At 60.3% G+C, this 23,854-nt stretch carries 35 protein-coding genes; 31 read left to right on the top strand and 4 right to left on the bottom strand.

Features of this window, described 5'->3' with window-relative positions:
• Positions 1–18 precede the first annotated feature (18 nt).
• The 28 genes from tuf to rplQ all read left to right on the top strand — a co-directional run bounded on the left by tuf (position 19) and on the right by rplQ (position 16,102).
• Positions 19–1,194, top strand: coding sequence for an elongation factor Tu (gene tuf, locus G9X68_RS00275; protein ID WP_018241634.1), 1,176 nt, complete (start codon positions 19–21; stop codon positions 1,192–1,194).
• 154 nt (positions 1,195–1,348) lie between these two features.
• The gene (rpsJ, locus tag G9X68_RS00270) at positions 1,349–1,657 is read left to right on the top strand and encodes a 30S ribosomal protein S10 (protein WP_003547547.1); all 309 of its coding nucleotides are present in this window, start codon (positions 1,349–1,351) and stop codon (positions 1,655–1,657) included.
• A gap of 39 nt (positions 1,658–1,696) precedes the next feature.
• Positions 1,697–2,338 carry a 50S ribosomal protein L3 gene (gene rplC, locus G9X68_RS00265; RefSeq protein WP_018067989.1) on the top strand — a complete coding sequence of 214 codons (642 nt, stop codon included), beginning with the start codon at positions 1,697–1,699 and terminating at the stop codon, positions 2,336–2,338.
• A 13-nt stretch (positions 2,339–2,351) separates the two neighbouring features.
• Positions 2,352–2,972: a 50S ribosomal protein L4 gene (gene rplD / locus G9X68_RS00260; RefSeq protein ID WP_003573800.1), complete on the top strand. Its 621-nt coding sequence runs from the start codon at positions 2,352–2,354 to the stop codon at positions 2,970–2,972.
• A complete protein-coding gene (locus tag G9X68_RS00255; protein WP_003547550.1) occupies positions 2,969–3,262 on the top strand; it encodes a 50S ribosomal protein L23 in 294 nt (97 codons plus the stop codon). Before rplD ends, G9X68_RS00255 begins: the two co-directional genes overlap by 4 nt.
• 11 nt (positions 3,263–3,273) lie before the next feature.
• Positions 3,274–4,110 carry a 50S ribosomal protein L2 gene (rplB, locus tag G9X68_RS00250; RefSeq protein ID WP_003547551.1) on the top strand — a complete coding sequence of 279 codons (837 nt, stop codon included), beginning with the start codon at positions 3,274–3,276 and terminating at the stop codon, positions 4,108–4,110.
• A gap of 15 nt (positions 4,111–4,125) precedes the next feature.
• The gene (rpsS, locus tag G9X68_RS00245; protein WP_003547552.1) at positions 4,126–4,404 is read left to right on the top strand and encodes a 30S ribosomal protein S19; all 279 of its coding nucleotides are present in this window, start codon (positions 4,126–4,128) and stop codon (positions 4,402–4,404) included.
• Between the two features lie 2 nt (positions 4,405–4,406).
• Positions 4,407–4,796, top strand: coding sequence for a 50S ribosomal protein L22 (rplV, locus tag G9X68_RS00240; RefSeq protein WP_003547553.1), 390 nt, complete (start codon positions 4,407–4,409; stop codon positions 4,794–4,796).
• On the top strand, positions 4,796–5,527 hold the full coding sequence (rpsC, locus tag G9X68_RS00235; protein ID WP_003547554.1) for a 30S ribosomal protein S3: 732 nt from the start codon (positions 4,796–4,798) through the stop codon (positions 5,525–5,527). The genes rplV and rpsC overlap by 1 nt, the downstream gene beginning before the upstream one ends.
• Positions 5,528–5,563: 36 nt before the next feature.
• Positions 5,564–5,977 carry a 50S ribosomal protein L16 gene (gene rplP, locus G9X68_RS00230; RefSeq protein WP_003573792.1) on the top strand — a complete coding sequence of 138 codons (414 nt, stop codon included), beginning with the start codon at positions 5,564–5,566 and terminating at the stop codon, positions 5,975–5,977.
• A 12-nt stretch (positions 5,978–5,989) separates the two neighbouring features.
• Positions 5,990–6,190, top strand: coding sequence for a 50S ribosomal protein L29 (gene rpmC / locus G9X68_RS00225; protein ID WP_003547556.1), 201 nt, complete (start codon positions 5,990–5,992; stop codon positions 6,188–6,190).
• A gap of 12 nt (positions 6,191–6,202) precedes the next feature.
• Positions 6,203–6,442, top strand: a complete 240-nt coding sequence (rpsQ, locus tag G9X68_RS00220) for a 30S ribosomal protein S17 (protein WP_003573791.1) — start codon at positions 6,203–6,205, stop codon at positions 6,440–6,442.
• A 259-nt stretch (positions 6,443–6,701) separates the two neighbouring features.
• The gene (gene rplN, locus G9X68_RS00215) at positions 6,702–7,070 is read left to right on the top strand and encodes a 50S ribosomal protein L14 (RefSeq protein ID WP_003573790.1); all 369 of its coding nucleotides are present in this window, start codon (positions 6,702–6,704) and stop codon (positions 7,068–7,070) included.
• 11 nt (positions 7,071–7,081) lie between these two features.
• Positions 7,082–7,390 carry a 50S ribosomal protein L24 gene (rplX, locus tag G9X68_RS00210; protein WP_003547559.1) on the top strand — a complete coding sequence of 103 codons (309 nt, stop codon included), beginning with the start codon at positions 7,082–7,084 and terminating at the stop codon, positions 7,388–7,390.
• A complete protein-coding gene (gene rplE, locus G9X68_RS00205) occupies positions 7,383–7,940 on the top strand; it encodes a 50S ribosomal protein L5 (RefSeq protein WP_003573788.1) in 558 nt (185 codons plus the stop codon). The genes rplX and rplE overlap by 8 nt, the downstream gene beginning before the upstream one ends.
• Positions 7,941–7,972: 32 nt before the next feature.
• Positions 7,973–8,278, top strand: a complete 306-nt coding sequence (gene rpsN, locus G9X68_RS00200) for a 30S ribosomal protein S14 (RefSeq protein ID WP_003547561.1) — start codon at positions 7,973–7,975, stop codon at positions 8,276–8,278.
• A gap of 12 nt (positions 8,279–8,290) precedes the next feature.
• Positions 8,291–8,689: a 30S ribosomal protein S8 gene (rpsH, locus tag G9X68_RS00195; protein WP_003547562.1), complete on the top strand. Its 399-nt coding sequence runs from the start codon at positions 8,291–8,293 to the stop codon at positions 8,687–8,689.
• Between the two features lie 42 nt (positions 8,690–8,731).
• Complete coding sequence (gene rplF, locus G9X68_RS00190; RefSeq protein ID WP_168313200.1) at positions 8,732–9,265, top strand: 50S ribosomal protein L6; 534 nt, start codon at positions 8,732–8,734, stop codon at positions 9,263–9,265.
• A 12-nt stretch (positions 9,266–9,277) separates the two neighbouring features.
• The gene (rplR, locus tag G9X68_RS00185; RefSeq protein ID WP_018241643.1) at positions 9,278–9,640 is read left to right on the top strand and encodes a 50S ribosomal protein L18; all 363 of its coding nucleotides are present in this window, start codon (positions 9,278–9,280) and stop codon (positions 9,638–9,640) included.
• Positions 9,641–9,771: 131 nt separating this feature from the next.
• On the top strand, positions 9,772–10,341 hold the full coding sequence (gene rpsE, locus G9X68_RS00180; protein ID WP_017963908.1) for a 30S ribosomal protein S5: 570 nt from the start codon (positions 9,772–9,774) through the stop codon (positions 10,339–10,341).
• Between the two features lie 14 nt (positions 10,342–10,355).
• The gene (rpmD, locus tag G9X68_RS00175) at positions 10,356–10,565 is read left to right on the top strand and encodes a 50S ribosomal protein L30 (protein ID WP_003547566.1); all 210 of its coding nucleotides are present in this window, start codon (positions 10,356–10,358) and stop codon (positions 10,563–10,565) included.
• Positions 10,566–10,581: 16 nt separating this feature from the next.
• Positions 10,582–11,058 carry a 50S ribosomal protein L15 gene (gene rplO / locus G9X68_RS00170; protein WP_003547567.1) on the top strand — a complete coding sequence of 159 codons (477 nt, stop codon included), beginning with the start codon at positions 10,582–10,584 and terminating at the stop codon, positions 11,056–11,058.
• A gap of 234 nt (positions 11,059–11,292) precedes the next feature.
• The gene (gene secY, locus G9X68_RS00165) at positions 11,293–12,633 is read left to right on the top strand and encodes a preprotein translocase subunit SecY (RefSeq protein ID WP_171600841.1); all 1,341 of its coding nucleotides are present in this window, start codon (positions 11,293–11,295) and stop codon (positions 12,631–12,633) included.
• Positions 12,630–13,280 carry an adenylate kinase gene (locus G9X68_RS00160; RefSeq protein WP_027668956.1) on the top strand — a complete coding sequence of 217 codons (651 nt, stop codon included), beginning with the start codon at positions 12,630–12,632 and terminating at the stop codon, positions 13,278–13,280. Before secY ends, G9X68_RS00160 begins: the two co-directional genes overlap by 4 nt.
• 222 nt (positions 13,281–13,502) lie before the next feature.
• Positions 13,503–13,871: a 30S ribosomal protein S13 gene (gene rpsM, locus G9X68_RS00155; RefSeq protein WP_003573772.1), complete on the top strand. Its 369-nt coding sequence runs from the start codon at positions 13,503–13,505 to the stop codon at positions 13,869–13,871.
• A gap of 133 nt (positions 13,872–14,004) precedes the next feature.
• On the top strand, positions 14,005–14,394 hold the full coding sequence (gene rpsK, locus G9X68_RS00150; RefSeq protein ID WP_003547577.1) for a 30S ribosomal protein S11: 390 nt from the start codon (positions 14,005–14,007) through the stop codon (positions 14,392–14,394).
• Between the two features lie 97 nt (positions 14,395–14,491).
• Positions 14,492–15,502: a DNA-directed RNA polymerase subunit alpha gene (locus tag G9X68_RS00145; RefSeq protein WP_003547579.1), complete on the top strand. Its 1,011-nt coding sequence runs from the start codon at positions 14,492–14,494 to the stop codon at positions 15,500–15,502.
• A 177-nt stretch (positions 15,503–15,679) separates the two neighbouring features.
• Entirely contained in the window at positions 15,680–16,102 is a 423-nt protein-coding gene (gene rplQ, locus G9X68_RS00140; protein WP_003558556.1) for a 50S ribosomal protein L17, read from the top strand.
• Positions 16,103–16,281: 179 nt separating this feature from the next.
• Here rplQ and msrQ read toward each other — a convergent pair whose 3' ends face one another.
• Both msrQ and msrP read right to left on the bottom strand, forming a co-directional pair.
• A complete protein-coding gene (gene msrQ / locus G9X68_RS00135) occupies positions 16,282–16,938 on the bottom strand; it encodes a protein-methionine-sulfoxide reductase heme-binding subunit MsrQ (protein ID WP_171600840.1) in 657 nt (218 codons plus the stop codon).
• On the bottom strand, positions 16,938–17,885 hold the full coding sequence (gene msrP / locus G9X68_RS00130) for a protein-methionine-sulfoxide reductase catalytic subunit MsrP (RefSeq protein WP_171600839.1): 948 nt from the start codon (positions 17,883–17,885) through the stop codon (positions 16,938–16,940). Before msrP ends, msrQ begins: the two co-directional genes overlap by 1 nt.
• A gap of 335 nt (positions 17,886–18,220) precedes the next feature.
• Here msrP and ilvD point away from each other — a divergent pair, with 335 nt between their 5' ends.
• A complete protein-coding gene (gene ilvD, locus G9X68_RS00125; protein ID WP_065279617.1) occupies positions 18,221–20,059 on the top strand; it encodes a dihydroxy-acid dehydratase in 1,839 nt (612 codons plus the stop codon).
• Between the two features lie 58 nt (positions 20,060–20,117).
• On the opposite strand, the gene G9X68_RS00120 is transcribed toward ilvD, so the two are convergent.
• Entirely contained in the window at positions 20,118–20,471 is a 354-nt protein-coding gene (locus G9X68_RS00120; RefSeq protein WP_168317721.1) for a lysozyme inhibitor LprI family protein, read from the bottom strand.
• A gap of 23 nt (positions 20,472–20,494) precedes the next feature.
• Positions 20,495–20,875, bottom strand: a complete 381-nt coding sequence (locus G9X68_RS00115; protein WP_168317720.1) for a YkvA family protein — start codon at positions 20,873–20,875, stop codon at positions 20,495–20,497.
• Between the two features lie 256 nt (positions 20,876–21,131).
• On the opposite strand from G9X68_RS00115, the gene G9X68_RS00110 reads away from it, so the two are divergent.
• Complete coding sequence (locus G9X68_RS00110; RefSeq protein ID WP_171600838.1) at positions 21,132–22,535, top strand: DegQ family serine endoprotease; 1,404 nt, start codon at positions 21,132–21,134, stop codon at positions 22,533–22,535.
• Positions 22,532–23,848, top strand: coding sequence for a replication-associated recombination protein A (locus tag G9X68_RS00105; RefSeq protein WP_171600837.1), 1,317 nt, complete (start codon positions 22,532–22,534; stop codon positions 23,846–23,848). The genes G9X68_RS00110 and G9X68_RS00105 overlap by 4 nt, the downstream gene beginning before the upstream one ends.
• The last annotated feature ends 6 nt before the right edge of the window (positions 23,849–23,854 follow it).

Below are 23,854 nucleotides of genomic sequence, written 5' to 3'. Positions count from 1 at the left end.
CAAAACGGAGACCCGAAAATGGGAAAGAGTAAGTTTGAGCGCAACAAGCCGCACGTCAACATTGGCACGATTGGCCACGTTGACCACGGCAAGACGTCTCTGACGGCAGCGATCACGAAGTACTTCGGTGAGTACAAGGCGTACGACCAGATCGACGCGGCTCCGGAAGAAAAGGCGCGTGGCATCACGATTTCGACGGCTCACGTTGAATATGAGACGCCGGCCCGCCACTACGCCCACGTCGACTGCCCCGGCCACGCCGACTACGTCAAGAACATGATCACCGGTGCTGCCCAGATGGACGGCGCGATCCTGGTGTGCTCGGCTGCTGACGGCCCGATGCCGCAGACGCGCGAACACATCCTGCTGGCTCGCCAGGTCGGCGTTCCGGCAATCGTTGTGTTCCTGAACAAGGTCGACCAGGTTGACGACGCCGAGCTTCTCGAACTGGTCGAGCTCGAAGTACGCGAACTGCTGTCGTCCTACGACTTCCCGGGCGACGATATCCCGGTCGTCAAGGGTTCGGCACTTGCTGCTCTTGAAGATTCGGACAAGAAGATCGGCGAAGACGCGATCCGCGAACTGATGGCCGCTGTCGATGCCTACATCCCGACGCCTGAGCGTCCGATCGACCAGCCGTTCCTGATGCCGATCGAAGACGTGTTCTCGATCTCTGGCCGCGGCACGGTTGTGACCGGCCGCGTCGAGCGTGGCATTGTCAAGGTTGGCGAAGAAGTCGAGATCGTCGGCATCCGTCCGACCTCGAAGACGACGGTGACCGGCGTTGAAATGTTCCGCAAGCTGCTCGATCAGGGCCAGGCTGGCGACAACATCGGTGCGCTGATCCGCGGTGTGAACCGTGACGGCGTCGAGCGTGGCCAGATCCTGGCGAAGCCCGGCTCTGTGAAGCCGCACAAGAAGTTCATGGCAGAAGCCTACATCCTGACGAAGGAAGAGGGTGGCCGTCATACGCCGTTCTTCACCAACTACCGTCCGCAGTTCTACTTCCGCACGACCGACGTGACGGGCATTGTGACGCTGCCGGAAGGCACGGAGATGGTTATGCCGGGGGACAACGTCACGGTTGCCGTCGAGCTGATCGTTCCGATCGCGATGGAAGAAAAGCTGCGCTTCGCCATCCGCGAAGGCGGCCGCACCGTCGGCGCCGGCATCGTCGCGTCGATCGTCGAGTAATTAGCGGCTGGGCCACCTGGCCCAAGGAAAGGATAGGGACGCCGATCTCGGTGTCCTTCTCGATCTTTGAAACCGGTGGCCCGCTAACGTAACTGAAGGTAAGCCGTGTCCCTAAGTGGTGACACGCGGATAACAGACACAAGGATAAAGTCGAATGAACGGCCAGAATATCCGCATCCGCCTGAAGGCGTTCGATCACCGGATTCTCGATGCCTCCACGCGCGAGATCGTATCGACGGCTAAGCGCACCGGTGCAAGCGTCCGGGGCCCCGTTCCGCTTCCGACCCGCATCGAGAAGTTTACGGTCAACCGGTCCCCGCACATCGACAAGAAGAGCCGTGAACAGTTCGAGATGCGCACGCATAAGCGCCTTCTCGATATCGTTGACCCGACCCCGCAGACGGTAGACGCGCTGATGAAGCTCGATCTCGCCGCCGGTGTCGATGTTGAGATCAAGCTCTGAGACCTCGGGTCTTCGGGCTGAGTGAGAAGGATTGAACCGATGCGTTCAGGTGTGATTGCACAGAAGGTGGGAATGACCCGCGTCTATAACGACGCCGGCGAGCATGTCCCGGTAACGGTACTGCGTATGGAAGGCTGCCAGGTCGTGGCCACGCGCACTGTCGAAAAGAATGGCTATACCGCAGTTCAGCTCGGTGCCGGCCAGGCGAAGGTGAAGAACACGTCGAAGGCGATGCGCGGCAACTTTGCCATTGCCAACGTCGAGCCGAAGGCCAAGCTCACTGAATTCCGCGTGTCGGAAGATCAACTGCTCGAGATCGGCACTGAGATCAAGGCGGGTCACTTTGCAGCCGGTCAGCTCGTCGACGTGACGGGCACGACGATCGGTAAGGGTTTTGCCGGCGCCATGAAGCGCCACGGTTTCGGCGGTCTGCGTGCCACGCACGGTGTGTCGGTGTCGCACCGTTCACACGGTTCGACCGGCTCGCGCCAGGATCCGGGCAAGGTGTTCAAGAACAAGAAGATGGCTGGTCACATGGGCCAGACGCGCGTCACGACGCAGAACCTGGAAGTGGTTTCGACCGACGAAGATCGTGGTCTGATCCTGATCAAGGGTGCTGTTCCTGGTTCCAAGGGTGCTTGGATCATCGTGCGCGACGCCGTCAAGTCGGCCGCGAAGTAAGGGAGCCAGATCAATGGAATTCAACGTCAAGACCCTCGAGGGAAAAGACGCCGGGAAGGTTTCCCTTTCGGACGCGATTTTCGGCCTCGAGCCCCGTGAAGACATTCTCGCCCGCGTCATCCGCTGGCAGCTTGCCAAGAAGCAGCAGGGCACCCACAAGGCTAAGGGCCGCGCGGAAGTTTCGCGCACCGGCGCCAAAATGTACAAGCAGAAGGGTACGGGCCGCGCCCGCCACCATTCGGCTCGCGCTCCGCAGTTCCGCGGCGGCGGCAAGGCTCATGGCCCGGTCGTGCGCAGCCACGAGCACGATCTTCCGAAGAAGGTTCGTGCACTTGGCCTTCGCCACGCCCTTTCGGCCAAGATCAAGGCCGATGACGTCATCGTCATCGACAACTTGGTTGCCACCGAAGCCAAGACCAAGGCTCTCGCGTCTGTTTTCGAGACGCTCGGCCTGACCAACGCCCTCTTCATCGGCGGCGCAGAGCTTGACGGCAACTTCAAGCTCGCAGCTCAGAACATCCCGAACATCGATGTTCTGCCGATCCAGGGCATCAACGTTTACGACATCGTGCGCCGCGGCAAGCTCGTGCTTTCCAAGGCTGCGGTTGAAGCGCTAGAGGAGCGATTCAAGTGACCGATCTTCGCCACTACGATGTGATCGTCTCTCCGGCGATCACCGAAAAGTCCACGCTGGTATCCGAAAACAACCAGGTTGTTTTCAATGTCGCCAAGCAGGCGACGAAGCCGGAAATCAAGGCTGCGGTCGAGGCGCTGTTCGGCGTCAAGGTCACGGCTGTCAACACTCTGCTGCGCAAGGGCAAGACCAAGCGGTTCCGCGGTTTCGTCGGCAAGCAGAAGGACGTGAAGAAGGCTGTTGTGACGCTGGCTGAAGGCCAGACGATCGACGTCTCCACCGGTCTCTGAGGTATAAGAAAATGGCATTGAAAACATTCAATCCGATCACCCCGAGCCAGCGCCAGCTGGTCATCGTCGACCGTTCGGCCCTCTACAAGGGTAAGCCGGTCAAGGCGCTGACGGAAGGTCTGACCAAGAGCGGCGGTCGTAACAACCTCGGTCGCATCACCGCCCGCTTCATCGGCGGCGGTCACAAGCGCACCTATCGTCTGATCGACTTCAAGCGTCGCAAGTTCGACGTCGAAGGCACGGTCGAGCGTATCGAATACGATCCGAACCGCACGGCTTTCATCGCGCTGGTGAACTATGCTGACGGCGAGAAGGCTTATATCCTCGCTCCTCAGCGCCTTGCTGCCGGTGACAAGGTCATCGCTTCCGAGAAGGCTGTCGACGTCAAGCCCGGCAACACCATGCCGCTGCAGTTCATCCCGGTCGGCTCCATTATCCACAATGTGGAAATGAAGCCGGGCAAGGGTGGTCAGATCGCTCGCTCCGCCGGTGGCTACGCACAGCTCGTCGGCCGCGACCAGGGCATGGCGATCCTTCGCCTGAACTCCGGTGAACAGCGTCTCGTTCATGGCTCCTGCCTTGCTTCGATCGGCGCGGTCTCCAACCCTGATCACGCCAACATCAACGACGGCAAGGCCGGTCGTACCGTTTGGCGTGGCAAGCGTCCGCATAACCGCGGTGTCGTCATGAACCCGGTCGACCATCCGCACGGCGGTGGTGAAGGCCGCACCTCCGGTGGTCGCCATCCGGTGACACCGTGGGGCAAGCCGACCAAGGGCAAGCGCACCCGGTCGAACAAGTCGACCGACAAGATGATCATGCGCTCGCGTCATCAGCGTAAGAAGTAAGAGAGGAAGTCTCCAATGGCTCGTTCAGTATGGAAAGGTCCGTTCGTTGACGGCTATCTTCTCAAGAAGGCTGAGAAGGTTCGTGAAGGCGGTCGTAGTGAAGTGATCAAGATCTGGAGCCGTCGCTCCACGATCCTGCCGCAGTTCGTCGGTCTCACCTTCGGCGTCTACAACGGCAGCAAGCATATCCCGGTCAGCGTCAATGAAGACATGGTCGGCCACAAATTCGGTGAATTCTCTCCGACCCGCACCTACTACGGTCACGGCGCGGACAAGAAGGCGAAGAGGAAGTAACAATGGGCAAGGCAAAAGCCGAACGCCGGCTGAAGGACAACGAGGCGCAAGCAGTCGCCCGCACGCTCCGCGTCAGCCCCCAGAAGCTCAACCTGGTTGCTGCGGCTATCCGCGGCAAGAAGGTCGAGCGTGCACTCGCTGAGCTGGAGTTCTCCCGCAAGCGCATCGCAGGCGCCGTCAAGAAGACGCTCGAATCTGCGATCGCCAACGCCGAGAACAACCACGATCTCGACGTCGACTCGCTGGTTGTCGCCGAGGCCTATGTCGGCAAGTCGATCGTCATGAAGCGTTTCCACGCTCGTGGCCGCGGTCGCGCGTCGCGCATCGAAAAGCCCTTCGCGCACCTGACGATCGTCGTTCGTGAAGTGCAGGCAGCAGAGGAGGCCGCATAATGGGTCAGAAAATCAATCCAATCGGTTTCCGTCTCGGAATCAACCGTACCTGGGATAGCCGCTGGTTTGCGGACAATGCCGAGTACGGCCAGTTGCTGCACGAAGACCTGAAGATGCGCAAGTTCGTCATGAGCGAACTGAAGCAGGCCGGGATCTCCAAGGTGGTCATCGAGCGTCCGCACAAGAAGTGCCGCGTCACGATCCACTCGGCACGTCCGGGCCTGATCATCGGCCGCAAGGGCGCTGACATCGACAAGCTCCGCAAGAAGCTGTCGGAGATGACGAATTCGGAAACGCACCTCAACATCGTCGAAGTGCGCAAGCCCGAAGTCGATGCGACGCTGGTCGCTCAGTCGATCGCCCAGCAGCTCGAGCGTCGCGTGGCTTTCCGCCGCGCCATGAAGCGCGCCGTTCAGTCCGCGATGCGTCTTGGCGCCGAAGGCATCAAGATCACCTGCGCTGGCCGTCTCGGCGGCGCTGAAATCGCCCGTACGGAATGGTACCGCGAAGGTCGTGTGCCGTTGCACACGCTGCGCGCCGACATCGACTACGGCACGGCTGAAGCAGAAACCGCGTTCGGCATCTGCGGCATCAAGGTCTGGATCTTCAAGGGCGAAATCCTTGAGCACGATCCGATGGCTTCCGAGCGCCGTGCGATGGAAGGTGACGCCCAGGGTCCGGCAAGCCGTGATCGTGACCGCGACAGAGACCGTCGCCGCGACAACGCTTGATAGCGCGCGTGGCAGAGAAGTTCGGAGAATAAGAAAATGTTGCAGCCAAAGCGTACCAAGTACCGCAAGCAGTTCAAGGGCCGCATCAAGGGCGTCGCCAAGGGCGGTTCTGACCTGGCATTCGGCGAATTCGGCCTGAAGGCACAGGAACCCAACCGCGTCAACGCGCGCGAGATCGAAGCGGCCCGCCGCGCGATCACGCGTTATATGAAGCGCGCCGGCCGTGTATGGATCCGCGTGTTCCCGGACGTTCCGGTAACCGCAAAGCCGACCGAAGTCCGCATGGGTAAGGGTAAGGGCTCCGTTGAATACTGGGCATGCAAGGTCAAGCCCGGCCGTATGATGTTCGAGATCGACGGTGTCAGCGAAGAAATCGCCCGTGAGGCGCTTCGCCTCGGCTCTGCCAAGCTCTCGGTCAAGACGCGCTTCGTTCAGCGCATTGCAGAGTAAGGGATTGAGCTCATGAAAGCCTCAGATGTTCGCGGGTTCACCGCCGACCAACTTAAGGACGAGCTTGCCAAGCTGAAGAAGGAGCAGTTCAACCTGCGCTTCCAGAAGGCGACCGGCCAGCTCGAAAAGTCCTCGCGCATCAACGAAGTCCGCAAGGACATCGCCCGCGTGAAAACCATTGCCCGCCAGAAGGCGGCAGAAGTTAAGGCCTAAAGGAAGAAAAATATGCCGAAGCGCATCCTGCAGGGCGTCGTCGTTGGCGACAAGAACGAGAAGACGGTAGTGGTTCGTGTCGAGCGTCGTTTCGCTCACCCGCTGCTCCAGAAGACCGTTCGTCGTTCCAAGAAGTACAAGGCCCACGACGAGAACAATCAGTACAAGATTGGCGATACCGTATCCATCGAGGAATGCGCGCCGATCTCCAAGGACAAGCGCTGGACGGTCATTTCCGCCCAGGGCCAGTAACAGAATTTTGTGCGAGGCCTTGCGTCTCGCCGAAATATCTGTATGAAGCAGCGTCAGAACGCTCGAAAGCCGGGCGTTCTTTTGCTTTGAGCGCACGGAAGGTCCCGTTTGGGAAACCACCCTGGCACGATCGATCCCGCGCTATTCAGCTATTGCCGCGTCTGTGCTGCCGTTATGGCAGCTCGGCCGGCGAAAATTTTCATAAGCCGGAGTAGGGGGCTAGCCCAACCATTCCGGTAAACCAAGAAGGCGACCTGATATGATTCAGATGCAAACAAACCTCGACGTCGCGGATAATTCCGGCGCACGTCGTGTCATGTGCATCAAGGTGCTGGGCGGCTCGAAGCGCAAGTATGCCTCGATCGGCGACGTCATCGTCGTTTCGATCAAGGAAGCGATCCCGCGCGGCCGTGTGAAGAAGGGTGACGTGATGAAGGCGGTTGTCGTTCGCACCGCCAAGGACATCCGTCGTCCGGATGGCTCCGTCATCCGCTTCGACACCAACGCAGCAGTCCTCATCGACAACAAGAAAGAGCCGATCGGCACCCGTATCTTCGGACCGGTTCCGCGCGAACTTCGCGCCAAGAACCACATGAAGATCATCTCGCTGGCTCCCGAAGTACTGTAAGGAGCGAAGCGATGCAGAAGATTCGTAAGGGCGACAAGGTCGTCATGCTCGCTGGCAAGGACAAGGGCCGTACCGGCGAAGTTGTCCAGGTCATGCCGAAGGAAGATCGTGCCGTTGTTCGTGGCGTCAACGTCGTCAAGCGCCACCAGCGCCAGACGCAGACCCAGGAAGCCGGCATCATCAACAAGGAAGCCCCGGTTCACCTGTCCAACGTTGCAATCATCGACAAGGACGGCAAGCCGACCCGCGTCGGTTTCAAGGTTGTTGACGGCAAGAAGGTCCGTGTGGCCAAGCGTTCTGGAGAAGTGATCGATGGCTGAGGCAAAATATGAGCCGCGGCTCAAGAAGGAATATGTCGAGCGCATCCGCAAGGCGATGCAGGAGCAGTTCTCCTACGCCAACGAGATGATGATCCCGAAGCTCGACAAGATCGTGATCAACATGGGTGTCGGCGAAGCGACCGCTGACTCGAAGAAGCCGACGGTAGCTGCCGCCGACCTCGCAGCGATCGCCGGTCAGAAGCCGGTCATCACCCGCGCACGTAACTCTATCGCAGGCTTCAAGGTCCGCGAACAGATGCCGATCGGCGCGAAGGTCACCCTGCGCGGCGCCCGCATGTACGAGTTCCTGGACCGTCTCGTGAACATCGCGCTCCCGCGCGTTCGCGACTTCCGCGGCCTGAACCCGAAAAGCTTTGACGGCCGTGGCAACTTCGCCATGGGCATCAAGGAGCACATTGTGTTCCCTGAGATCAACTACGACAAGGTTGATCAGATGTGGGGCATGGACATCATCGTTTGCACGACGGCGACGACCGACGACGAAGCACGGGCTCTTCTGAAAGAGTTCAGCTTCCCGTTCCGTCAATAACCGTAACGACGAGCGTAGAAAAGGAACCTGACATGGCGAAGACAAGCGCAGTTGAAAAGAACAAGCGCCGCCGTACTACGGTCGCTAACCAGGCCGCTAAGCGGGCTGGGTTGAAGGCGATCATCATGAACCAGGCTCTTCCAATCGAAGAGCGGTTCAAGGCCTCGATCAAGCTGGCATCCCTGCCGCGTGATGGATCGAAGACCCGTATTCGCAACCGTTGCGAAGTTTCGGGGCGTCCGCGCGCATATTACCGCAAACTGCGCATGTCGCGTATTGCGCTGCGTGAACTCGGCAATCTCGGCAAGGTGCCGGGTATCGTCAAGTCGAGCTGGTAAGGAGCAGGTTACATGACAATGACTGATCCGTTGGGCGATATGCTCACTCGCATCCGTAACGGCGCTTCCCGCCGCAAGTCGTCGGTCTCGACGCCTGCTTCGAAGCTCCGTGCACGTGTTCTCGATGTTCTGCAGTCCGAAGGCTACATCCGTGGCTACTCCGTTGTCGATTTCGGCAATGGCAAGTCGGAACTCAGCATCGAGCTGAAATATTATGAAGGCGCATCGGTGATCCGTGAGATCGGCCGTGTGTCCAAGCCGGGCCGCCGGGTTTATGTCTCGGTCAAGTCCATTCCGCAGGTCGCGAACGGTCTCGGCATCACCATCCTTTCGACTCCGAAGGGTGTGATGGCCGATCACCAGGCTCGCGAACAGAACGTTGGTGGCGAGGTTCTTTGCTCGGTCTTCTAAGATCGGGCAGGGATCTCCATAGCGAACAGACAGGATTGAAACATGTCTCGTATCGGTAAAAAGCCCGTTCAGGTGCCTGCTGGGATCACGGCTACGGTCGATGGCCAGAAGGTGACTGCAAAGGGCCCGAAGGGCGAGCTGTTTTTCGTTGCTAACGACGAAATCAGCCTCAAGCTTGAAAATAACGCCGTCGTCGTGACGCCGGTGAACCAGAGCAAGGATGCGCGCGCAAAGTGGGGCATGTCCCGCACGATGATCGAAGGCATCTTCAAGGGCGTCAAGGACGGTTTCGAGCGCAAGCTTGAAATCAACGGCGTCGGTTACCGCGCCGCCATGCAGGGCAAGAACCTGCAACTGGCCCTCGGTTTCAGCCACGACGTGATCTACGAGCCGCCGGTCGGTATCTCGATCGTTGTTCCGAAGCCGACGGAAATCGTCGTCAGCGGCATCAACAAGCAGCAGGTCGGTCAGGTTGCCGCCGAAATCCGCGAATATCGCGGTCCCGAGCCCTACAAGGGCAAGGGCGTCAAGTACGCTGACGAGCGGATCGTCCGCAAAGAAGGCAAGAAGAAGTAAGGATCACGCGAAATGGCTAGCAGGAAAGAAGCACTTGCACGTCGTGCCAACCGCGTGCGCCGTCATCTCAAGTCGGTGGCCAATGGCCGTCCGCGCCTGTCGGTTCATCGCTCCTCGAAGAACATCTACGCCCAGGTCATCGATGACGTGGCCGGCAAGACGCTTGCGTCTGCCTCCACCCTCGAGAAGGATCTGCGCGGTTCTCTGAAGACCGGTGCCGATACCGCCGCCGCTGCCGTTGTGGGCAAGCTCCTCGCAGAGCGCGCCTCCAAGGCCGGTGTTACGGAAGTCGTGTTCGACCGTGGCGCCTTCATCTATCACGGCCGCATCAAGGCTCTCGCCGAAGCGGCCCGCGAAGGCGGTCTCACCTTCTGATCAGTTTCCGGCCGGACGCCTCAAGCGCCGGCCGGATTTTCGCCGGACCGCAGTCACTCTCCGAAAGGGGAGGCTGATGCGGTCCACATTTGTTTGCCGATTGCACCCGGAAAAGAAAAAGGAAGAGGACAATGGCACAGGAAAGAAGGCCGCAGCGGGACGACCGCCAGAGCCGTGAAGAGCGCGATAGCGAATTCGTCGACAAGCTTGTCGCGATCAACCGCGTCGCCAAGGTCGTCAAGGGCGGCCGTCGTTTCGGTTTCGCAGCACTCGTCGTCGTCGGCGACCAGAAGGGCCGCGTCGGCTTCGGCCATGGCAAGGCACGTGAAGTGCCGGAAGCCATCCGCAAGGCAACCGAAGCCGCCAAGCGCGAACTGATCTTCGTACCGCTGCGTGACGGCCGTACGCTGCATCACGACGTCCATGGCCGCCACGGCGCCGGCAAGGTTCTGCTGCGCTCGGCCAAGGTCGGTACCGGCATCATCGCCGGCGGCCCGATGCGCGCCGTATTCGAGACGCTCGGCATGCACGACGTCGTCGCCAAGTCGACCGGTTCGTCGAACCCCTACAACATGGTTCGCGCCACCTTCGACGCTCTGAAGCACCAGGTTCACCCGAAGGACATCGCAGCTCAGCGCGGCATCAAGTATGCAACGCTGCAGGCTCGTCGTGGCGCCTCCGGCAACGCCTCTGAAGAATAAGAGGAGTTTGACAGATGGCCAAGGCTACTAAGAAGGCTGAAGCGAAGACTGTCACGATCGAACAGATCGGCAGCCCGATTCGCCGTCCGGATGTCCAGCAGCGCACGCTGATCGGTCTCGGACTGAACAAGATGCACCGTCGCCGCACGCTGGAGGATACTCCTTCGGTTCGTGGCATGATCCGTGCTGTCCAGCATCTCGTTCGCGTCGTCGACGAGAAGTGAGACGGAGGAAACGCTCATGAAACTCAATGAAATCAAGGACAACGAAGGCTCGACCCACAGCCGCAAGCGCCTCGGCCGCGGTATTGGCTCGGGCTCGGGCAAAACAGGTGGTCGCGGCGTGAAGGGTCAGAAGTCCCGTTCGGGCGTCGCCATCAACGGCTTCGAAGGCGGCCAGATGCCGATCTATCGTCGCCTGCCGAAGCGCGGCTTCAACAACATTTTCGCTTCCGATTTTGTTGTCGTGTCGCTGGCCCGTATCCAGACGGCGATCGACGCCGGCAAGCTCGATGCCAAGACGACAGTTGACGCAGCCGCCCTCAAGGCTGCTGGTGTCATCCGCCGCGTCAAGGACGGCGTTCGCGTTCTCGCCGACGGCGAGATCAAGGCTAAGATCACCATCGTCGTTGCGGGCGCCTCCAAGCCTGCCGTCGAGAAGATCGAAAAGGCCGGCGGCACCGTGACGCTGCTTTCGGCTCCGGCTGCAGCCGAATAATAATCTGATGATATATCGCCCGGGGTGCTTCACACCGGGCGATTTTGCTCCCATATGTGGGCCTCACAAAAACTTGGCTGGCGCGCCCGCGTCATGCCGGTAAGACTCGAAAACAAGGGTGAGGCATGGGGTTGCGTTGCAATCCGTCCTGAGCCCGGTTTTGAATAATTTCATACTGATTCCGGGTCCGGCCTGTCCCCCAGAGACGCCGGAATTGGTAGCGCGGAGAAACGCATGGCTTCTGCAGCGGAACAATTGGCATCCAACCTCAATTTTTCGACCTTCGCCAAAGCCGAGGATTTGAAGAAGCGCTTGTGGTTCACACTGGCAGCTCTCCTCGTCTACCGGCTCGGCACGCATATTCCGCTTCCGGGTCTCAATCCCGAAGCCTATGCCCAGGCTTTCCGCGGCCAGGCAGGCGGCATTCTCGGCCTTTTCAACATGTTTTCGGGCGGCGCCGTTGAGCGCATGGCAATCTTCGCGCTCGGCATCATGCCCTATATTTCTGCCTCGATCATCGTTCAGCTGATGACCTCGGTCGTGCCGGCGCTCGAAAACCTCAAGAAGGAAGGCGAGCAGGGCCGTAAGATCATCAACCAGTATACCCGCTACGGTACTGTTATCCTCGGCGCGCTGCAGGCCTATGGCATTGCCGCCGGCCTTGAGAGCGGCCAGGGCTTGGTCGTCGATCCGGGCTGGTTCTTCCGCGTCTCCACCGTTCTGACACTGCTCGGCGGCACGATGTTCCTGATGTGGCTCGGCGAGCAGATCACCTCGCGCGGCATCGGCAACGGCATCTCGCTGATCATCTTCGCCGGCATCGCCGCCGGCCTTCCCACAGCCCTTGCCGGAACGCTTGAACTCGGCCGCACCGGTGCACTGTCGACCCCGCTGATCCTGCTCGTGATCATCGTCGCGATCGCCGTCATCGCCATCATCGTCTTTGTCGAGCGCGCCCAGCGCCGGCTGCTGATCCAGTATCCGAAGCGCCAGGTCGGCAACCGGATGTTCCAGGGCGATACGTCCCATCTGCCGTTGAAACTCAACACATCAGGTGTCATTCCGGCAATCTTCGCATCGTCACTGCTGCTTCTGCCGGCAACGATTGCGGGCTTTGCCAGCACCACGGCAATGCCCGCTTGGGCGACATCGATCGTCGCTGCCCTCGGTCATGGCCAGCCACTCTATATGGTGCTCTATGCGGCGCTGATCGCCTTCTTCGCCTTCTTCTATACGGCCATCGTCTTCAATCCGAAGGACACGGCTGATAATCTGAAGAAGCATGGCGGCTTCATTCCCGGCATCCGTCCGGGCGAGCGCACCGCCGAATATATCGACTACGTGCTGACCCGAATCACGGTGATCGGTGCACTCTATCTGGTCTTCGTCTGCATCCTCCCGGAGATATTGGTGTCGCAAACCGGCATTCCATTAGCCCTTGGTGGGACTTCGCTTTTGATCGTGGTTAGCGTAACTCTTGATACGGTTGCACAGATCCAGGGTCACCTGATCGCGCAGCAATACGAAGGCCTGATCAAGAAATCGAAGTTGCGTGGAGGAAAGAGGGGGCGATGAGACTTATCCTTTTGGGGCCGCCGGGCGCGGGTAAGGGAACCCAGGCCCAGCGGATCGTGGAAAAGCACGGCATTCCGCAGCTTTCCACGGGGGACATGCTGCGTGCAGCGGTTAACGCCGGCACCGATGTCGGCAAGCGCGCGAAGGCGGTCATGGACGCCGGCAAGCTCGTCTCGGATGAGATCGTTATCGCCATCGTTTCCGAGCGTATCGATCAACCCGATTGCGCCAACGGCTTCATCCTCGACGGCTTCCCCAGGACGCTCGTCCAGGCGGACGCCACCGAGGCGATGCTGAGGGCGAAGGGTCTCGATCTTTCGGTCGTCATCGAATTCCGTGTCAATGACGACGAGCTGGTTCGTCGCGTTGCCGGTCGCTACTCCTGTGCACAGTGCGGCAGCGTCTATCATGATACCGATAAGGTTCCGGCTGCCGAGGGTGTGTGCGACAAGTGCGGTTCCACCCACTTCAAGCGCCGTCCTGATGACACTCCGGAGACCATGACGGCTCGGCTACAGGTTTACTACAAGGAAACCTCACCGCTGATCGGCTATTACCATGCCAAGGGCAAACTCAAGTCCGTGGACGGGATGGCAGAGATCGATCAGGTGACCGCCGAGGTCGAAAGCATTCTTTCCAAGCTTTAAGGCTTTGAAAATAAACTTGGCGGAACGGTTGCTTTTCAGCAGTGATTCCGCTAAACACCGCGCCAACTCGCGACATTCCATGCGATCGGCGCGGATTTCCCAGGGAAGTCCGGGTGCGGTCGTTTTGACATGTTACGGACGTAAATCTGAACGGGCGGTTCTCAAGAGCCGCATAACGAAGCCCACTTGCCGGATGGCAACTGGAATGCAAGGAGAACAGGCGTGGCACGTATCGCTGGCGTCAACATCCCGACTGCGAAGCGCGTTGTTATTGCGCTGACCTACATTCACGGGATCGGTCCGAAATTCGCACAGGAAATCGTCGAAAAGGTCGGTATCCCGGCCGAACGTCGTGTGCATCAGCTGACGGACGCAGAAGTCCTTCAGATCCGCGAAGCCATCGACCGCGACTATCAGGTCGAAGGCGATCTTCGTCGCGATACCGCGATGAACATCAAGCGCCTGATGGACCTCGGCTGCTACCGCGGCCTGCGTCATCGCCGCGGCCTTCCGGTCCGCGGTCAGCGCACGCATACCAATGCCCGCACCCGCAAGGGTCCGGCAAAGGCAATCGCTGGCAAGAAGAAGTAATTTCCGGGAAACCGGGGTGGGGAGGCTGGCGGTCTGCGCCGGCCTCTTTTGAGTTTGGAGCGGGACCATATAGGCGCCGTTCCGGTGTAGCCGCTGGCATTACGGCGGTGAAGAGATCAACGAAAGGAATACCATGGCTAAGGAAGCCGTCCGCGTTCGCCGTCGCGAGCGCAAGAATATCTCGTCGGGTGTCGCTCACGTCAACTCGACCTTCAACAACACGATGATCACCATCACCGATGCGCAGGGCAATGCGATCGCTTGGTCGTCGGCTGGCGCCAAGGGCTTCAAGGGCTCGCGCAAGTCGACCCCGTTCGCTGCCCAGATCGCTGCCGAAGACTGCGCCAAGAAGGCCCAGGAGCACGGCATGAAGTCGCTGGAAGTCGAAGTCTGCGGTCCGGGTTCGGGTCGTGAATCGGCTCTGCGCGCGCTCCAGGCTGCAGGTTTCATGATCACGTCCATCCGCGACGTGACCCCGATCCCGCACAATGGCTGCCGTCCGCGCAAGAAGCGCCGCGTCTGATCATCGCTCTCGTCACCGGTGAGCGCCTCAGCGCTCCCGGTGGTTTTCAAGCTCGGTTGCCACGATTGGATGGTGGCAACGAACGGAAGGCAAACTCATGATTCAGAAGAACTGGCAGGAACTGATCAAGCCGAACAAGGTGGAGTTCTCTTCGAGCTCGCGCACCAGGGCGACGCTTGTTGCCGAACCGCTGGAGCGCGGCTTCGGCCTCACCCTCGGCAACGCGCTTCGCCGCGTTCTGCTCTCCTCGCTGCGCGGTGCTGCCGTCACGGCGGTGCAGATCGATGGCGTGCTGCATGAATTCTCCTCGATTCCGGGCGTCCGCGAAGACGTCACGGACATCGTGCTCAACATCAAGGAAATCGCCATCAAGATGGATGGCGACGACGCAAAGCGCATGGTCGTGCGTAAGCAGGGCCCGGGTGTTGTCACGGCTGGCGACATTCAGACGGTCGGCGATATCGAAATCCTCAACCCCGAGCATGTCATCTGCACGCTCGACGAGGGCGCCGAGATCCGCATGGAATTCACCGTCAACAACGGCAAGGGCTACGTTCCGGCCGAGCGCAATCGTGCGGAAGATGCTCCGATCGGTCTCATCCCGGTCGACAGCCTCTATTCGCCGGTCAAGAAGGTGTCCTACAAGGTTGAAAATACCCGCGAAGGACAGGTTCTCGACTACGACAAGCTGAACATGACCATCGAAACCGATGGCTCGATCACCGGCGAAGACGCCGTCGCTTTCGCGGCGCGCATTCTCCAGGATCAGCTTGGCGTCTTCGTCAACTTCGACGAGCCGCAGAAGGAAACCGAAGAGGAAGCAGTCACCGAACTCGCTTTCAACCCGGCTCTCCTGAAGAAGGTGGACGAACTCGAACTGTCGGTCCGTTCGGCAAACTGCCTGAAGAACGACAACATCGTCTACATCGGCGACCTCATCCAGAAGACCGAAGCAGAAATGCTCCGCACACCGAATTTTGGTCGCAAGTCGCTGAACGAAATCAAGGAAGTTCTCGCTTCCATGGGCCTGCACCTCGGCATGGAAGTGCCGGCATGGCCGCCCGAGAACATCGAAGATCTCGCCAAGCGTTACGAAGACCAGTACTGAGCGGCGTGAGGAAAAGTGTAAGGCGGTTTTCCGCCCGCACGCCGATCGCAAGAACATAACAAAAGGCAGGCTCTTTCGGCTGCCTTTCCCCGTCAAACAGCAGGCCGATCGCCTGCATGTGCCAGGAAACGGCAGGCCCACTTAGCGTAAGGGCACCTGCATTAAAGGAGAATAGCAATGCGCCATGGTAAAGCCGGCCGCAAGCTCAATAGAACTGCAAGCCACCGCAAGGCGATGTTCGCCAACATGGCGGCTTCGCTGATTACCCACGAGCAGATCGTCACGACCCTGCCGAAGGCCAAGGAAATCCGCCCGATCGTCGAGAAGCTCGTCACGCTCGGCAAGCGCGGCGACCTGCACGCTCGCCGTCAGGCGATCTCGCAGATCCGCGATGCCGCTGTCGTCTCGAAGCTGTTCGACACGATCGCAACGCGCTACGCCACCCGCAACGGCGGCTACCTGCGCATCATGAAGGCCGGCTTCCGCCAGGGCGACAATGCCGCCATGGCTGTGATCGAATTCGTTGACCGCGATGCCTATGCCAAGGGCGCTGCCGACAAGGCCCGCGTCGCTGCCGAAGAGCAGGCTGTCGCCGCTTAATCTTCCGCTCCGGCGGAAACAAAACAGCCGGGCTGCGAAGCCCGGCTGTTTTTGCTTGTACACGACAGCGCCGCGCGTCTTTTCAGACGCGCTAAGGACGCTCTATCACTTTGAATCTGCGCATAATCCTTTCCGAAAATCGATTCCGATTTTCGGGGTTATGCGCTAAACCTGCCGTCTCACGAGGCCGACGCCACTGCGCGATTGCGCGTCCGCCCTTTGCCCTTCTGCTTGTTGCGTGCGATCGGTCGGTAGGAGCGATAGAGGATCAGCGCGATGATCAGCCCGACATAGATATATTGCTCGAGATCGAGGATCTTGGTCGAGAGCGCGAAGTGCAGCGCCCCGCAGGCGGCGATGATATAGACAAGGCGGTGCAGCCAGATCCAGTTCTTGCCGAGGCGGCGGATCGAGAAATTGTTGGATGTCAGCGCCAGCGGAATGAGCATCGCAAGGGCTGCCATGCCGAACATGATGAAGGGGCGCTTCAGCACGTCGTTGATGACGGCGGGAATATCCATCGCCTGGTCGAGCACCATGTAAACGGTGAAATGCATCAGCGCGTAATAGAAGGTCAGCAGGCCAAGCACGCGGCGATAGCGCAGATAGTTCCAGCCGAAGAGATCACGGGCAGGGGAAACGGCAAGTGTTGCGATCAGAAAACGGATCGTCCATATGCCGAGGAAGAGCTCGAAGGTTTTGACCGGATCGGCGCCGAGCTGATCGGTCGCGCCGAGATAGAAAGTCCAGGCCGCAGGCACGAGCCCGACGACATAAAGCAGCCAGACGGAGGCGGGTTGCCAGCGCTTCGGGATGGCGAGCGACAGTTCCGCCATCAGAAATTCGCCTTCAGGTCCATGCCGGCATAAAGGCTTGCCACCTCGTCGGCATAACCATTGAAGGGCAGGGTGGGGTGGCGGCTCGCGCCGAAGAAGCCGCTTTCGCCGATGCGCCGTTCGGTCGCCTGGCTCCAGCGAGGATGGTCGACCGCTGGATTGACGTTGGCGTAGAAGCCATATTCCTGCGGATTGGTGACCTGCCAGGTATTCTTCGGCTGCTGGTCGGTGAGTGTGATCCTGACGATCGACTTGATGCCCTTGAAGCCGTATTTCCACGGTACGACGAGTCGGATCGGCGCCCCGTTCTGGTTCGGCAGCGTTTCGCCATAGAGCCCGACGGCCAGCAGCGTCAGCGGATGGCGCGCCTCGTCGAGGCGCAGGCCCTCGACATAGGGCCAGTCGAGCGATTGGAAGAAACCCTTCTGCCCAGGCATCTCCTCTGGCCGCACCACGGTTTCGAAGGCGACGTATTTGGCGCTGCCGAGCGGCTCCACCTTGTCGAGCAGCGATGCCAGCGGAAAGCCGTCCCAGGGGATGACCATCGACCAGGCCTCGACGCAACGCATTCGGTAGGTGCGCTCCTCGATCGGGAATTCCTTGATCAGCGCCTCGAGGTCGAAGGTGCCTGGCTTGTTGACCATGCCGTCGACCTTGATCGTCCAGGGCAGCGGCTTGAAATCGCCGGAAAGTGCTGCGGGATCGCCCTTGTCGAGGCCGAACTCATAGAAATTATTGTAGGTCGTGACGTCCTTGATCGGCGTCGGTTTCTCGTCGACCTTGTATTTGCTCTCAACGGCGGATAGGGCCGCAGCACTCGCCTTGCCGGCGCTGTAGAGCCCCATGGCGCCAAGCGCTGCCGCGCCGAGGAATTCACGGCGGCGCACATAGATCTGGCGCGGCGTAATCTCCGATGACGCGATCTTCGGCGGGCGATAGCTTGGCATGTCGAAACCTCCTCGGCGGATATCCTGAAATATAGCCCTTAAACGAACCGCCGGCATGTCTAGATTAGTGTCTAAGCCTTGAATATTGCTGACGGGAAGCCAATTTTTTGTGTTCGGCCGTGATGGAATAGGCTGTAACAAAACGTCGCGTCGAACCGTATATGATCGATGGGTCTCATGGCGCTTCTCCCCGGCGTACCGGATTTGGGCTTCCCGGTAGTGACAGCCCCCGTCGATTGGATTAGGACAATTCCAAAAAGCAGCGTTTGCCCGGCCCGCAGGCTCCATGCCGCCCGGCTTCGCCTGATAATTCCGACACGTTGAGGAAGACACCGATGCCAGTTTACCGTTCCAGAACCACGACCCATGGCCGCAACATGGCAGGCGCCCGCGGCCTTTGGCGCGCCACAGGCATGAAGGATTCGGATTTCGGCAAGCCGATCATCGCGGTGGTGAATTCCTTCACCCAGTTCGTGCCCGGCCATGTGCACCTGAAGGACCTTGGCCAGCTCGTTGCCCGCGAGATCGAGGCGGCCGGCGGTGTTGCCAAGGAATTCAACACGATCGCCGTCGATGACGGTATCGCCATGGGTCATGACGGCATGCTTTATTCGCTGCCCTCGCGTGAGCTCATCGCCGACAGCGTCGAATACATGGTCAACGCCCATTGCGCCGACGCCATGGTCTGCATCTCCAACTGCGACAAGATCACTCCCGGAATGCTGATGGCGTCGCTGCGCCTCAATATCCCGACGGTCTTCGTCTCGGGCGGTCCGATGGAAGCCGGCAAGGTCGTAATGCACGGCAAGACGCATGCACTCGACCTCGTCGATGCCATGGTTGCCGCAGCCGATGACAAGATCAGCGACGAGGACGTCCAGACCATCGAACGCTCGGCCTGTCCGACCTGTGGTTCCTGCTCCGGCATGTTCACTGCCAATTCGATGAACTGCCTGACGGAAGCCCTCGGCCTGTCGCTGCCCGGCAACGGCTCGACGCTTGCCACCCATCTCGACCGCAAGCGCCTCTTCGTCGAGGCCGGTCATCTGATCGTCGATCTCGCCCGCCGTTATTACGAGCAGGATGACGTCAAGGCGCTGCCGCGCACCATTGCCTCCAAGCAGGCCTTCGAGAATGCCATGACGCTCGACATCGCCATGGGCGGTTCCACCAATACGGTCCTGCACATTCTTGCTGCCGCCCATGAAGGCGAGATCGATTTCACTATGGCCGATATCGACGCGCTGTCGCGCCGCGTGCCGTGCCTGTCGAAGGTCGCACCCGCCAAGAGCGATGTTCATATGGAAGACGTCCATCGCGCCGGCGGCATCATGTCGATCCTCGGCGAACTCGACAAGGGTGGCCTGCTGAACCGCGATTGCCCGACCGTCCATGCCGAGACGCTGGGCGATGCGATCGATCGCTGGGATATCACCCGCACCAACAGCGAAACCGTGCGCAACTTCTATCGTGCCGCACCCGGCGGCATCCCGACCCAGGTCGCCTTCAGCCAAGAAGCCCGTTGGGACGATCTCGACACCGATCGCGAGAACGGCGTCATCCGCTCGGTCGAGCATCCCTTCTCCAAGGATGGCGGCCTTGCCGTGCTCAAGGGCAACCTTGCGATTGACGGCTGCATCGTCAAGACCGCCGGCGTCGATGAATCGATCCTGAAGTTCTCCGGCCCCGCCCGCGTCTTCGAAAGCCAGGATTCGTCGGTCAAGGCGATCCTTGCCAACGAGGTGAAGGCCGGCGACGTTGTCGTCATCCGCTACGAAGGCCCGAAGGGCGGCCCGGGCATGCAGGAAATGCTCTATCCGACCAGCTATCTGAAGTCGAAGGGCCTCGGCAAGGCCTGCGCGCTCATCACCGACGGCCGCTTCTCCGGCGGCACCTCCGGCCTCTCGATCGGCCATGCCTCGCCGGAAGCGGCGAATGGCGGCACGATCGGCCTGGTGCGCGAAGGTGACATGATCGACATCGACATCCCCAACCGCACCATCAGCCTGCGTGTCAGCGAGACTGAACTCGCCGCCCGCCGCGCCGAACAGGACGCCAAGGGCTGGTATCCCACGGAAGTCCGCAAGCGCAACGTCACGACCGCACTCAAGGCCTATGCAGCCTTCGCAACGAGCGCCGATCGCGGTGCCGTGCGCGATCTGAACGCCCGCTGATCAGCTTCAGCCTACGACCCACCGATGAAGAGTCGGCGGCTCCACCGACCGGTCGCTTTCAAAGCGGCCGGTTGATGTTTTTATAGGTCTCGCCGAACTGCTTCAGCCGCTCGTCATAGGCAGCCTTGATACAGGCCCCATCCGCTCCGCATTCCTGCCGTTTTTTCAGCCAGGCCGTCTGTTCGTCCTGCAACGTTCCGCGCGAGCCCATCGCCAGCAGGCCCGAGAGCAGTTCGAAAGTCGTCACCATCCTCACGTCGGCGTCGTTGAGTGCGCGGTTGTCGCAGATCGCTTTTTCATCCGCCTTCAATTCTTTCGCATCGCAATCGAAGCTTGCTGCCTGTGCCAGGTTCGATGCAATGAGCAGGATCGCAAAGCCGAGGGCCGCTGTCGTCGTTCTTGTCGTGATCATTCATATGTTCCTATTGCTGCCGGTCAGGCTAGCTTCCGCAGTGCCAGAGCCAGGAAGATGATGCAGATGAGCCAGACGGCAAGGATGAAGATCAGTCCGACCCGGCTGGAGGGACGCTCGATGCGCCTTGTCGCCTCCGTACGAAGCTCGTTCATCACCTCTGTGGGAACGAGCCGGATCGCCAGCATGATACCGAGCGGCACGATGAGAAGATCGTCGAGATAGCCGAGGATGGGGATGAAATCGGGGATGAGATCGATGGGGGACAGCGCGTAGGCGGCAACGGCGCCGGCCACCGCTTTGGCATGCCACGGTACGCGGGGATCGCGGCCGGCAAGCCATAGGGCCACGATGTCACGCTTCAGTGACTTCGCCCAGTTTTTGGCTTTTGATATCAGTTGCATGGCCAATCTTCCTGAATCAAATTCACAATGACTTCAACCGGTTTCCAAGACGCCCTCTTGGCTTATTCTTCCATGCTTCCGCCCTCTTTCCTTTCTAGCGTCGGGCCGCAGAACAGGATGATTTTAGGCGGTTCGGCCTAAAATCTGAATTCTGTTCGCAATTAAATAGTTAGAGCATGATGTCGTCCGAAAACCGCTCACACTTTTCGGCATCATGCTCTAAAACGTTCCTCAAGAGGATTCAAAAGGGATACCCATGCAAGGCCTGTTCAAGCGCGCCTCCGTCTCGCTATTCGCTCTCATACTCGTTCTGCCGCTTGCTGCCCATGCGCAGACGGCAAAGACCGTACCCGAGAGCCAGATGCAGATGCAGCTCTCCTTCGCGCCGCTCGTCAAACAGACGTCAGGCGCCGTCGTCAACGTTTATGCGGAAAAGACCGTCCAGCGGCAGTCGCCCTTTGCCGGCGACCCTTTCTTCGAGCAATTTTTCGGCCAGCAGATGCCGAACCGTTCGGAGAAGCAGTCTTCGCTCGGCTCCGGCGTCATCGTCGAGGCGAACGGCACTGTCGTGACCAACAATCACGTCATCGAGGGCGCCGACGATATAAAGGTGGCGCTCTCGGACGGCCGCGAGTTCCCCTGCAAGGTGGTGCTGCGCGACGACCGTGTCGATCTTGCCGTGCTGAAGATCGACGCCAAGGAAAGCTTTCCGACATTGCCGATTGGCAATTCCGATACGGTCGAGGTCGGTGATCTCGTGCTGGCGATCGGCAATCCCTTCGGTGTCGGCCAGACGGTAACGAGCGGGATCGTCTCGGCGCTTGCCCGCAACCAGGTGATCAAGAACGAATTCGGCTTCTTCATCCAGACCGATGCCTCGATCAACCCCGGCAATTCCGGCGGCGCCTTGATGAATATGAAGGGCGAGCTGATCGGTATCAACACGGCGATCTTCTCGCGCGGCGGCGGATCGAACGGCATTGGTTTCGCCATCCCCGCCAATCTGGTCAAGGTCTTCCTCACGTCTGCCGATGCGGGCGTTAAATCTTTCGAGCGGCCCTATGTCGGCGCAAGCTTCGATGCAGTGACCTCGGAAGTGGCTGAGGCGCTGGGGCTTAACAAGGCCCGCGGCGCGCTCGTCGTCAAGGTTTCGGAAGGTGGGCCGGCCGCCAAGGCCGGGCTGAAGGCCGGCGAAATCGTCACCGCCGTCGACGGAATTTCCGTCGAGCATCCGGATGCGTTGCTCTACCGGCTGACGACGGCCGGTCTCGGCAATTCGGTCAAGCTCACCGTCATCGAGAACGGCCGCGAGGAGCAACTGCCGCTGACGCTCGCCCGTGCCCCGGAAACCTCGCCGCGCGACCAGCGTACTATCGGCGGACACACGCCGTTTACCGGTGCCGTCGTCGAGAACCTGTCGCCGCGGGTCGCCGACGAACTGCGCATGCCGCCGGAATCAGCGGGTGTCGTCGTATCCGAGGTGAAAGAGGATTCGCCTGCCGCCCGTCTCGGTTTCGAACCGAAGGATATCATCGTCTCGATCAACGGCACCGACGTGAAGACGACCAGCGAACTGTCCGAAATCGCCGATAGCGACCCCGGCCTCTGGCGGGTCGAGATCGAGCGCGACGGCCAGCGCATCCGGCAGTTCTTCCGATGAGCAACGATCTCTTCGCGCCGCGTGTTCCGGAGGAGGTCGCTGCCAGGCGGCCGCTTGCCGACCGGTTGCGGCCGAAGACGCTTGCCGATGTCACCGGTCAGGAACACCTGACCGGCGAGGATGGCGTGCTGAAAAGAATGATCGAAAGCGGCTCGCTCGGCTCGATGATCTTCTGGGGTCCGCCCGGCACCGGCAAGACGACAGTGGCACGGCTGCTCTCGGGCGAGGCGGGCCTGGCTTTCGAGCAGATATCGGCAATCTTCTCCGGCATCGCCGATCTGAAGAAGGTGTTCGAGACAGCCCGCCTGCGGCGTATGGACGGCCGTCAGACGCTGCTCTTCGTCGATGAGATCCATCGTTTCAACCGCGCCCAGCAGGATAGTTTCCTGCCCGTCATGGAGGATGGCACCGTCATCCTCGTCGGCGCCACCACCGAGAACCCATCCTTCGAACTCAACGCCGCTCTGCTGTCGCGTGCCCGTGTGCTCACCTTCAAGTCGCATGACGAGGAGAGCCTCGAGGAACTGCTGACGCGTGCCGAGGCGATCGAGCAGAAGCCGCTGCCGCTGACGGAGGATGCCCGGGCCAGCATGATCCGCATGGCCGACGGCGACGGCCGCGCGGTGCTGACGCTTGCCGAAGAAGTCTGGCGCGCGGCGCGCGAAGGCGAGAGCTTCGATTCCGAAGGCCTGACGCGCATCGTCCAGCGCCGTGCCCCCGTCTACGACAAGGCGCAGGATGGCCACTACAATCTGATCTCGGCACTGCATAAATCCGTGCGCGGCTCGGATCCCGATGCCGCGCTCTATTATCTCGCCCGCATGTTCGATGCAGGCGAGGACCCGCTCTATCTCGGCCGGCGGCTGGTGCGCATGGCGGTGGAGGATATCGGTCTTGCCGATCCGCAGGCGCTGGTGATCTGCAACGCCGCCAAGGATGCCTATGACTATCTCGGCTCGCCGGAAGGCGAACTGGCGCTGGCCCAAGCCTGCGTCTATCTCGCCACCGCCCCGAAGTCGAATGCGGTCTACACCGCCTTCAAGGCGGCAAGCCAGGCGGCAAAGCAGAACGGCTCGTTGCTGCCGCCGAAGCATATCCTCAATGCGCCGACCAAGCTGATGAAGGGCGAAGGTTACGGTGAGGGCTATCGTTACGACCACGACGAGCCGGATGCCTTTTCCGGCCAGGATTATTTCCCGGAAAAGATGGGCCGCCAGATCTTCTATGATCCGCCGGAACGCGGCTTCGAGCGCGATATCCGCAAGCGGCTGGAATGGTGGGCAAAGCTTCGCAAGGAGCGCAATCCGCGTTGAAACCCG

This window comes from Rhizobium changzhiense (genome assembly GCF_013087625.1).
Taxonomy (GTDB): domain Bacteria; phylum Pseudomonadota; class Alphaproteobacteria; order Rhizobiales; family Rhizobiaceae; genus Rhizobium; species Rhizobium sophorae.
Note: the sequence above shows the minus strand (reverse complement) of the source record. Positions and strands in the feature narration are given on the sequence as shown.

Coding starts and splice junctions, on each gene's coding strand:
- rplV (WP_003547553.1), top strand. CDS start 4,407: ATGGGCAAGGCAAAAGCCGAACGCCGGCTGAAGGACAACGAGGCGCAA.
- rpsJ (WP_003547547.1), top strand. CDS start 1,349: ATGAACGGCCAGAATATCCGCATCCGCCTGAAGGCGTTCGATCACCGG.
- rpsQ (WP_003573791.1), top strand. CDS start 6,203: ATGCCGAAGCGCATCCTGCAGGGCGTCGTCGTTGGCGACAAGAACGAG.
- G9X68_RS00110 (WP_171600838.1), top strand. CDS start 21,132: ATGCAAGGCCTGTTCAAGCGCGCCTCCGTCTCGCTATTCGCTCTCATA.
- rpsN (WP_003547561.1), top strand. CDS start 7,973: ATGGCGAAGACAAGCGCAGTTGAAAAGAACAAGCGCCGCCGTACTACG.
- G9X68_RS00160 (WP_027668956.1), top strand. CDS start 12,630: ATGAGACTTATCCTTTTGGGGCCGCCGGGCGCGGGTAAGGGAACCCAG.
- rpsK (WP_003547577.1), top strand. CDS start 14,005: ATGGCTAAGGAAGCCGTCCGCGTTCGCCGTCGCGAGCGCAAGAATATC.
- tuf (WP_018241634.1), top strand. CDS start 19: ATGGGAAAGAGTAAGTTTGAGCGCAACAAGCCGCACGTCAACATTGGC.
- rplN (WP_003573790.1), top strand. CDS start 6,702: ATGATTCAGATGCAAACAAACCTCGACGTCGCGGATAATTCCGGCGCA.
- rplO (WP_003547567.1), top strand. CDS start 10,582: ATGAAACTCAATGAAATCAAGGACAACGAAGGCTCGACCCACAGCCGC.
- rplC (WP_018067989.1), top strand. CDS start 1,697: ATGCGTTCAGGTGTGATTGCACAGAAGGTGGGAATGACCCGCGTCTAT.
- G9X68_RS00115 (WP_168317720.1), bottom strand. CDS start 20,875: ATGCAACTGATATCAAAAGCCAAAAACTGGGCGAAGTCACTGAAGCGT.
- rpsS (WP_003547552.1), top strand. CDS start 4,126: ATGGCTCGTTCAGTATGGAAAGGTCCGTTCGTTGACGGCTATCTTCTC.
- rpsH (WP_003547562.1), top strand. CDS start 8,291: ATGACAATGACTGATCCGTTGGGCGATATGCTCACTCGCATCCGTAAC.
- rplQ (WP_003558556.1), top strand. CDS start 15,680: ATGCGCCATGGTAAAGCCGGCCGCAAGCTCAATAGAACTGCAAGCCAC.
- rplR (WP_018241643.1), top strand. CDS start 9,278: ATGGCTAGCAGGAAAGAAGCACTTGCACGTCGTGCCAACCGCGTGCGC.
- rplB (WP_003547551.1), top strand. CDS start 3,274: ATGGCATTGAAAACATTCAATCCGATCACCCCGAGCCAGCGCCAGCTG.
- G9X68_RS00145 (WP_003547579.1), top strand. CDS start 14,492: ATGATTCAGAAGAACTGGCAGGAACTGATCAAGCCGAACAAGGTGGAG.
- secY (WP_171600841.1), top strand. CDS start 11,293: ATGGCTTCTGCAGCGGAACAATTGGCATCCAACCTCAATTTTTCGACC.
- rpsE (WP_017963908.1), top strand. CDS start 9,772: ATGGCACAGGAAAGAAGGCCGCAGCGGGACGACCGCCAGAGCCGTGAA.
- rplE (WP_003573788.1), top strand. CDS start 7,383: ATGGCTGAGGCAAAATATGAGCCGCGGCTCAAGAAGGAATATGTCGAG.
- ilvD (WP_065279617.1), top strand. CDS start 18,221: ATGCCAGTTTACCGTTCCAGAACCACGACCCATGGCCGCAACATGGCA.
- msrP (WP_171600839.1), bottom strand. CDS start 17,885: ATGCCAAGCTATCGCCCGCCGAAGATCGCGTCATCGGAGATTACGCCG.
- G9X68_RS00120 (WP_168317721.1), bottom strand. CDS start 20,471: ATGATCACGACAAGAACGACGACAGCGGCCCTCGGCTTTGCGATCCTG.
- rplP (WP_003573792.1), top strand. CDS start 5,564: ATGTTGCAGCCAAAGCGTACCAAGTACCGCAAGCAGTTCAAGGGCCGC.
- G9X68_RS00105 (WP_171600837.1), top strand. CDS start 22,532: ATGAGCAACGATCTCTTCGCGCCGCGTGTTCCGGAGGAGGTCGCTGCC.
- msrQ (WP_171600840.1), bottom strand. CDS start 16,938: ATGGCGGAACTGTCGCTCGCCATCCCGAAGCGCTGGCAACCCGCCTCC.
- rplD (WP_003573800.1), top strand. CDS start 2,352: ATGGAATTCAACGTCAAGACCCTCGAGGGAAAAGACGCCGGGAAGGTT.
- rplX (WP_003547559.1), top strand. CDS start 7,082: ATGCAGAAGATTCGTAAGGGCGACAAGGTCGTCATGCTCGCTGGCAAG.
- rpsC (WP_003547554.1), top strand. CDS start 4,796: ATGGGTCAGAAAATCAATCCAATCGGTTTCCGTCTCGGAATCAACCGT.
- rplF (WP_168313200.1), top strand. CDS start 8,732: ATGTCTCGTATCGGTAAAAAGCCCGTTCAGGTGCCTGCTGGGATCACG.
- rpmC (WP_003547556.1), top strand. CDS start 5,990: ATGAAAGCCTCAGATGTTCGCGGGTTCACCGCCGACCAACTTAAGGAC.
- rpmD (WP_003547566.1), top strand. CDS start 10,356: ATGGCCAAGGCTACTAAGAAGGCTGAAGCGAAGACTGTCACGATCGAA.